Raw genomic sequence first — 7,939 nt, forward strand, 5'->3', positions numbered from 1 at the left:
GATGGACCAACGGGTGACGGATACGGGCCTTGCCTTTGTGCTGAATGGCCAAGCGGTCAATATTACCCCCGTTCCGGGAGAGCGTTTGTCCGAAACCCTGCGCGAACGGTTGGGCGCGCGAGATGTCAAAATTGGCTGTAATGCGGGCGACTGCGGTGCCTGCACGGTGCTGATTGATGGTGAAACCGTGTGCGCCTGTCTGGTCCCGACCCATCAGGCCGAAGGGTGCAGGGTTGAAACCCTGTCGGGCCTTGTGGCCACCGATCAGACGGCGCAACGGTTGGTGCAAACCTTTCAGGATCACGGGGCCGCGCAATGTGGCATTTGCACGCCCGGCATGATGGTCTGTGCCGTGGCCCTGCTGCGCGACAACCCAACCCCGGATGTGGCGGCGGTTCAGGATGCGTTGGGCGGTGTTTTGTGCCGCTGCACCGGCTATCGCAAGATTATAGACGCAGTGATTGCCACGCCCGCAGCCCCTGTGGGCACGATTGGGGTTGGCGCGTCTATCCGGCGGCTGGACGGGTTGGAAAAGGTCACGGGGACTGAGGCGTTTGGCGATGATGTGGCCCCGGCGGGAACGCTGGAAATTCGGGTGATCCGCTCGCCCTATGCACGCGCGGCCTTTGCGTTGGGCGATATTGCGGGGTGGCAGGCAGCGCGCGGCGGTATCAAGGCGGTGTTGACCGCCGCCGATGTGCCGGGCCTGAACGCTTTTGGTGTTATCCCGGCCTTTCGCGACCAGCCGGTTTTTGCCGAAAACCTGGCGCGTTTCAGGGGGGAGGCGGTAGCCGCCGTGGTTGGCACGCCTGAGGCGATCCGCGACCTGAACCCCGATGATTTTCCCGTTGTCTGGACCCCGCTGGATGCAATCAGCACTGTGGCGGAGGCACAGGCCAAGGATGCGCCACAACTGCATGACGAGCGGCAGAACAACCTGATGTGCAAGGGTTTTGTCGCCTGCGGCGATGCGCAGGCCGCACTGGCGGCGGCGGATGTAGTGGTTGAAGGCCGGTTTTCCACCGGTTTCGTCGAACATGCGTATATTGAGCCGGAAGCAGGCTTTGCCCAGATCGTGAATGGTCGCATTGAAATTCACGCTTGCACCCAAGCGCCGGTGATGGACCTTGAGGCGATGGAACTGATCCTTGGCATGGATCGCAGCAAAATCCGGATTATCCCCACCGCTGTTGGGGGTGGGTTTGGGTCCAAACTGGATATTTCCGTGCAGCCCTACCTTGCGCTTGGGGCGCTGAAAACGGGGCAGCCGGTGCGCATCACCTATAGCCGCACGGAATCCATGCAATCCACCACCAAACGGCACCCGTCGGAAATTCACCTGCGGATCGGGGCAATGCGCGATGGTCTTATAAGCGGTTTCGCGTTTTCAGGCGAGTTCAACACCGGGGCCTATGCGTCTTGGGGGCCGACCGTGGCAAACCGCGTGCCGGTGCATGCCTCCGGCCCCTACCGCATTGCCGATTATTGGGCAGAGGCGAAGGCCATCCACACCAATTGTCCGCCTTCGGGGGCGTTTCGCGGCTTTGGCGTGCCGCAATCCAGCATCGCGCAGGAATCGCTGTTTGACGAATTGGCTGACACGTTGGGCATGGACGCGCTGGAATTTCGCATCCTGAACGCACTGGAGGATCATGTGCCAACAGTCTGCGGCCAAGTGTTTGCGCAAGGCGTGGGCATCAAGGCCTGTCTGGAAGCGTTGCGTCCAGCATGGGCCAATGAAGGTGCGGCCGCCGATGCGTTCAACGCGTCTGCGACCGGCAGCTTGCGGCGCGGTGTGGGCTTGGCAGCCGGCTGGTACGGATGTGGCAACACCTCACTGCCCAACCCGTCCATTATCAAGGCCGGGGTCCGGGCGGATGGCACGCTGGTTTTGCATCAGGGCGCTATGGATATTGGGCAAGGCGCGAACACGGTTATTTCGCAAATCTTTATGACGGCGCTGGGCGTGCAATCCACCACGTTGGAACGGATCGGCCCCGATACGGACCTGACGCCGGATGCGGGCAAAACATCGGCGTCGCGCCAAACATTCGTATCCGGCAATGCCGCGCGGCTGTGTGGAGACGCGCTGCGTGCCGCCATTTTGCGCGCGGTGAATGCGCCCAGTGATGCGGAGGTGTCGATTGCGGATGGCGACATTTATGTCAAGGACAGCAGCACCACCCACCGGATCGCGCTTGCGGGCTTGCCCGTCGATGCCGATGGCTATGTCTTTGCCGCTGTCGAACAGTACGATCCGCCAACCAAACCGCTGGATAAGAACGGTCAAGGCGCGCCCTATGCCCAATTCGGATATGCCGCCCATCTGGCGGTGGTAGAGGTGGACACGGCCCTTGGCACAGTGCGCGCGGTCAAGTTTGTCGCCGCCCATGATGTTGGCCGCGCGATCAACCCCATGCTGGTTGAAGGCCAGATTCAGGGTGGCATTGCACAGGGCTTGGGCATGGCGCTGATGGAGGATTATCTGCCAGGCCGCACCGAGAACCTGCATGATTACCTTATCCCGACCATGGGGGATATTCCCCCGATTGAATCGATCATCGTCGAGGTGCCGGATGCCCATGGGCCGTATGGGGCAAAAGGGCTGGGGGAACATGTGCTTATTCCAACAGCGCCAGCACTTTTGAACGCGATCAAGCGGGCTTGCGGGGTGCGATTGTACAGCGTGCCCGCCATTCCATCCAAACTTTCAGCAGCACTACATGGGGACGCAAATGGTTGATGTCATCGGCACCAAACCCGAGAAGATACGCTGCGATGCCTGCCCGGTTCTGTGCTACATCGCAGACGGACGGTCGGGTGCGTGTGACCGTTATGGCAATGAGGGCGGCGTGCTTGTGCGCCATGACCCGCTGACGATTATCGAGAAAACCATTGACCGGGGTGCAAAGGCGGTCCCCTTCCTGAAGCAGGGCGAAGGCACAGATTGGGACGGTGATCTGGTGCAAAGCAGCCGTCCGTTCATCACGGCCATCGGCGCGGGCACCACCTATCCCGATTACAAACCCGCCCCCTTCATCGTGTCGCAAGAGGTTGACGGCGTGGACATGGTCACGGTCGTCACCGAAGGGATTTTCAGCTACTGTGGTGTGAAGGTCAAAATTGATACCGACCGTTTTCTGGGCCATGAATGCGCCATCGTACGCTATGATGGCGAACCTATTGGCCATGTGATGACGTCTGAATACGGCTCCAAGATGCTCTCGCTTGGGGGGGTGGAACATCTGACCGGCGGCACCAAGAAAGAGGGGCGCGTGACCTGTGACGCCTTGCTTAAGCTGTGCAACTGTGAAGCGGTGGAGCTGGTGATTGATGAGGGTGCAACCATCGTGGTGCAGGCGGGCAAGGCCCCGATTGTGAACGGGGTTGCGGAAAAGCTGATGCGCGTTGGGTGCGGGTCGGCAGCCATTGGTATGTTTGCCGCGCAATGGGCGCAGCATGTGGATGATGTGGTTGTGGTTGATGACCATATCACTGGCGTCTTGTCTGAACATCAGGCTGGCAAGTTGTTGAATGTGCCGCCCAGTGGCATCAAGATTAAGGGTCGCCGCTCCACCCCCGGGCGTTATTTTCAGGTGGCCAATCCCGGCACTGGCTGGGGTGGGACGGATATTGAAGACCCGCTGACGATTTTGAAGGAATTTGATCCGGCGGTTGCATGGCAGGGGCTGCGTTTGCTGATGGTGTCCACCACGGGCGAACAATTTGCTTATTTTGAGCTGGATGCGGGCCTGAAACCGGTTCCGGTCCCGATGCCTGCGGCGCTGAATGTCTCGGTCGAGCGGATTGCGGAAAACTGTGAGCCGTCGATGTGTTCGGTGCTGTTTATGGGCGGCGCAGGCGGGTCGTTGCGGGCGGGGGTTACGGTTAACCCTGTCGGGCTTACGCGGTCGGTCAAGGAGTCGCTAACCTTTGTGTCTTGTGGCGGGGCCAAGGCCTATGTCTGGCCGGGCGGTGGCATTACCGTCATGGCCGATGTGCTGGATATGCCAAGCAACGCCTTTGGATATGTGCCTACACCCGCGCTGGTCGCCCCGATTGAATTTACCATGCGCCGCAGCGATTACGTCGCGTTTGGCGGTCATGTTGACCAAATCCGCCCGATTGAGGAGGTATTGACCGAAGGTGTGCGCCGGGTCGCGCGGCACGCGGGCGGCGTGGACCCGACTGACCGGCACAATTTCCGCTGGTCGCCGGACACCTGACCATGGGCATGCCCGGTCCTGTTGCTGCACTGCTGGGGGATGGCGCACGCCTTCACCTCTCGCACGGCCCGATTGATCTGATCATCGGGGCGGACGCTGTGCAATCGGGCGGGCGGCAGCGTGCCTTTGCCGCCGCCGCCGCGCGGTTTGAGGGGTTGCTGGAGGGGCTGGTGGCAGAGCGTCCTTTATTAAGCGCGCCCCTGCACCCTACCACGCCTACCCCCAAAGGGGCGGTTGCGCGGCGAATGTATAAGGCCTGCCAGCCCCATTGCGCCGAGGGTTTTGTTACCTGCATGGCCGCCGTGGCCGGGTCGGTGGCGGATGAGATTTTGGCGGCGATGGTGGTAGCCGAACCCTTGTTGCGGGCCTATGTCAATAACGGCGGCGATATTGCCATCCATCTTGCCCCCGGCGCGCGGTTCATCACTGCCATGGCGGGCGTGACTGGTGCGGATCTGGGCCGTATCACGCTGGATGCGGCGGACGGTGTTGGCGGCATGGCGACCAGTGGCGCAGGCGGGCGCAGCCATTCGTTTGGCATTGCCAGCAGCGTGACGGTGCTTGCCGCGTCCGCAGCGCAAGCTGATGTTGCGGCGACCTTGATTGCCAATGCCGTTGATGTGCCGGATCATTCGGGCATCCGGCGCAGCCCGGCCCATGATCTGCAACCCGACAGTGATTTGGGCGGTCGCATGGTTGTAACCCATATTCCACCGCTGACCCGGGCAGACCAAAACCATGCCCTGTCCTTGGGTGCAAATCGGGCCGAGGCGATGCTGCGCCAAGGTCAAATCGCCGGGGCCGCGCTGTTCTTGCAAGATGAGCAGCGGGTGGTCGGCACATATTTCGGGCAAAATGCCCAGCTACAGGAGGCGAACAATGTCGAAACTTGAGCTTCGCAAGCAAGTGCTTGCCATTGAGGAAATCTTTCACGAAGGCGGCCCGGTTGTCGAGGTGCCGCATATGCGGGGGGCCGCTTTTGCGATCATCAAAAACCCGTTTGCGGGCCGGTATGAGGCGGATATTCAAGGCTTCATGGATGATCTGCGCCCCTTGGGCCTGCAACTGGCACAAAAGCTGGCGTATGCCCTTGGCGGTGCGGACAAGATCGAAGGCTATGGCAAGGCATCGCTTGTTGGTGCTGCCGGCGAGTTGGAGCATGGCGCCTTGTGGCACGCGCCGGGCGGTTACGCCATGCGCGAGGTGCTGAAAGGCACCAAGGCGATTGTTCCATCGGCCAAAAAGGTGGGCGGCATGGGGGCGCGCATTGATGTGCCAATCACCCATATAAACGCCAGCTATGTGCGCAGCCATTTCGATTCGATGGAAATCGGCGTGAACGATGCCCCGCGCGCGGATGAGATGCTGTTGGCGCTGGTCATGTCCACCGGGCCGCGCATCCATTCCCGGTCCGGCGGGCTGGAGGCCAGCGACATCAAAGGCGAGGATGGCTTGAAATGAGCGCGAAGATCAGGAAAATCGGCGTTTGGGTTGAAGAAACGCATAGCGAGGGCGGCAAGGCCGTTTCCCCGCCCACGCGCAAGGCGGTGGCGGCAGCGGTGATCGAAAACCCCTATGCCGGGCAATATGTTGAAGATTTGTCGCTGCTGATGGATATTGGCGCTGATCTTGGCGCATTGCTTGGCGCGCGCTGTGTGGCCGCTTTGGGGATCACGCCTGATCAGGCGGAAAGCTATGGCAAGGCCGCGATGGTTGGCGAGAATGGTGAGCTGGAACATGCCGCCGCGATTCTACACCCCAAGATGGGGGCACCGCTGCGCAAAGCCGTGGAAAAAGGGGCAGCCCTTGTGCCGTCATCTAAAAAGCGTGGCGGGTTGGGGCAGGATTTGGACATCCCTTTAGGGCACAAGGATGCCGCCTATGTGCGCAGCCACTTTGACGCGATTGAGATTAGGTTTAACGACGCCCCCCGAGCGAATGAAATCCTCGTGGCCATCGCCGTGACCGACAGTGGCCGCCCCTTGCCGCGTGTCGGTGGGCTGAAAGCTGGTGACGCCTTGGGCGAAGACGGCCTGCGCTGATTGCTTAGTGCCCGGCGCGCAAGGGCCGCCGGGCGCGACCTAGCCTGTCCATCGGCATTTGCGTTGACAAAAGATCCAAGTTTGAATTATCGTTTGTAGACCAATGATATTGGGGCGCATCATGCCACAGGTTTGCATGGCTTTCACGCTAACCCGCCCCAACAGTGATTAGCCCAGCACGAGGATACCATGACGCACACCACCGCACCCGTGATTGACCCAACCGCGTTTCCAATTCCCGCGGGCGTTTTTGCCGAAACCGTGACCGAAGTTCAGCATTACACCGACACGCTGTTTCGCTTTCGGATCACCCGCCCGGCCAGCTTTCGGTTTCGGTCGGGCGAATTTGTGATGATCGGTCTGCCCAATGCAGAAAAACCGATTTATCGTGCGTATTCCATCGCCAGCCCGTCTTGGGACGCGGAGATTGAGTTCTTTTCGATCAAAGTGCCAGATGGCCCGCTGACCGCGCATTTGCAAAACGTTCAGGTCGGGGACACCGTTTTGATGCGCAAAAAATCAACCGGGACATTAGTGAATGATGCCCTGCTGCCGGGAAAACGGCTTTATATGTTCTCGACGGGCACCGGGATTGCGCCCTTTGCCTCCCTGATCCGCGACCCGGAAACTTATGAAAAGTTTGATGAGGTCATTCTGACGCACACCTGCCGGACCGTGGCAGAGCTGGCTTACGGCAAGGCGCTTTATGACAGTTGCATGACCGATCCCTTGATCGGAGAGTTTGCCAAGGACAAGCTGCGCCACTATTGCACCGTCACCCGCGAACCCTACGCATTCACCGGGCGGATCACGGATCTGCTTGCAAGCGGCAAAATCTTTAGTGATCTCGGCGTGCCGCCAATTGACCCTGAACATGATCGCGGCATGATTTGCGGGTCCATGGCGATGCTGCAAGACACTAAGGCAGCGATGGAAGGCTTTGGTTTGGTCGAAGGGGCCAACAACAAGCCTGGCACATTTGTTGTGGAACGGGCTTTCGTTGACTGACCCATCCCCTTGAACGGCCGGAACGTGTCAACGACTTTGAGACAGTGGCTTTTGGACTTTAGGCTTGTGTTTCTTCCGTTTGCTTTGGTGGGTTGATCCAGACGGCGGTCTGGACTTTTGGCGGTTTTGGTGGTTTGTGTACAAAGCGTTCTGGGTTGGTCATGTAGGCTGCATCCAGCGTGGCCTGTCGCGCAGCATAGACCGTTTCTGCCTGTCCAAAGTGGATCTGGTCAGGCGTCATCAAACCTATGCCCGCGTGATGATGATCCTGATTGTACCAAGCAAAGAATTGGCGGCAAAACGCGCGGGCTTTTTCTATGGTTGCAAAGTTTTTAGGGAATTTGGGCTGATATTTCAAAGTTTTGAAATGGGCCTCCGAGAACGGGTTGTCGTTTGATGTATGAGGACGGCTGTGGGATTTGAGCACACCCAGCTCAACCAACATTAGCGCTGTCGTTATGTTATGGCCTTCATCCACTGCCCGGCAGTGCATGTTTACATGCGCGAGTATCCGTATTGGTCAAGCTGGGTTTTGCGTCCATTTTCTCTGGTCCCGAAGCAGTGCGTTGGCCATGACAATCAGTTTTCGCATGACGGCTGTGATGGCCAGTTTTTTGCATTTCCCGGTCGAGATCAGCTGCTCGTATTTTGCCTTCATGTCTG

At 59.5% G+C, this 7,939-nt stretch carries 6 protein-coding genes and 2 pseudogenes; 6 read left to right on the plus strand and 2 right to left on the minus strand.

Features of this window, described 5'->3' with window-relative positions:
* The first annotated feature begins 1 nt into the window (after position 1).
* The 6 genes from BMY36_RS15250 (at position 2) to BMY36_RS15275 (ending at position 7,276) form a co-directional block, all read left to right on the plus strand.
* Positions 2-2,743, plus strand: coding sequence for a molybdopterin-dependent oxidoreductase (locus BMY36_RS15250; protein WP_050521252.1), 2,742 nt, complete (start codon positions 2-4; stop codon positions 2,741-2,743).
* Entirely contained in the window at positions 2,736-4,226 is a 1,491-nt protein-coding gene (locus BMY36_RS15255) for a 6-hydroxynicotinate reductase (protein WP_139194086.1), read from the plus strand. The genes BMY36_RS15250 and BMY36_RS15255 overlap by 8 nt, the downstream gene beginning before the upstream one ends.
* A gap of 8 nt (positions 4,227-4,234) precedes the next feature.
* The gene (locus tag BMY36_RS15260; protein WP_050521257.1) at positions 4,235-5,119 is read left to right on the plus strand and encodes a UPF0280 family protein; all 885 of its coding nucleotides are present in this window, start codon (positions 4,235-4,237) and stop codon (positions 5,117-5,119) included.
* Positions 5,106-5,687: an amino acid synthesis family protein gene (locus BMY36_RS15265; RefSeq protein WP_050521254.1), complete on the plus strand. Its 582-nt coding sequence runs from the start codon at positions 5,106-5,108 to the stop codon at positions 5,685-5,687. Before BMY36_RS15260 ends, BMY36_RS15265 begins: the two co-directional genes overlap by 14 nt.
* On the plus strand, positions 5,684-6,268 hold the full coding sequence (locus BMY36_RS15270) for an amino acid synthesis family protein (RefSeq protein WP_050521255.1): 585 nt from the start codon (positions 5,684-5,686) through the stop codon (positions 6,266-6,268). The genes BMY36_RS15265 and BMY36_RS15270 overlap by 4 nt, the downstream gene beginning before the upstream one ends.
* Positions 6,269-6,457: 189 nt before the next feature.
* On the plus strand, positions 6,458-7,276 hold the full coding sequence (locus BMY36_RS15275; RefSeq protein WP_050521256.1) for a ferredoxin--NADP reductase: 819 nt from the start codon (positions 6,458-6,460) through the stop codon (positions 7,274-7,276).
* Between the two features lie 58 nt (positions 7,277-7,334).
* Here BMY36_RS15275 and BMY36_RS15280 read toward each other — a convergent pair.
* Together BMY36_RS15280 and BMY36_RS20565 are read right to left on the minus strand one after the other, a co-directional pair.
* Positions 7,335-7,730: pseudogene (locus BMY36_RS15280) on the minus strand (integrase core domain-containing protein); the annotation flags it as partial.
* A 66-nt stretch (positions 7,731-7,796) separates the two neighbouring features.
* Positions 7,797-7,939 (minus strand): annotated as a pseudogene (locus BMY36_RS20565) (IS110 family transposase); the annotation flags it as partial.

Origin of the sequence: Pseudorhodobacter antarcticus (genome assembly GCF_900110135.1) — a bacterium.
Lineage (GTDB): Bacteria > Pseudomonadota > Alphaproteobacteria > Rhodobacterales > Rhodobacteraceae > Pseudorhodobacter > Pseudorhodobacter antarcticus.

Excerpts from the sequence above, each read along its gene's own strand:
- BMY36_RS15250 (WP_050521252.1), top strand. The coding sequence starts at position 2 with ATGGACCAACGGGTGACGGATACGGGCCTTGCCTTTGTGCTGAATGGC.
- BMY36_RS15255 (WP_139194086.1), top strand. The coding sequence starts at position 2,736 with ATGGTTGATGTCATCGGCACCAAACCCGAGAAGATACGCTGCGATGCC.
- BMY36_RS15260 (WP_050521257.1), top strand. The coding sequence starts at position 4,235 with ATGCCCGGTCCTGTTGCTGCACTGCTGGGGGATGGCGCACGCCTTCAC.
- BMY36_RS15265 (WP_050521254.1), top strand. The coding sequence starts at position 5,106 with ATGTCGAAACTTGAGCTTCGCAAGCAAGTGCTTGCCATTGAGGAAATC.
- BMY36_RS15270 (WP_050521255.1), top strand. The coding sequence starts at position 5,684 with ATGAGCGCGAAGATCAGGAAAATCGGCGTTTGGGTTGAAGAAACGCAT.
- BMY36_RS15275 (WP_050521256.1), top strand. The coding sequence starts at position 6,458 with ATGACGCACACCACCGCACCCGTGATTGACCCAACCGCGTTTCCAATT.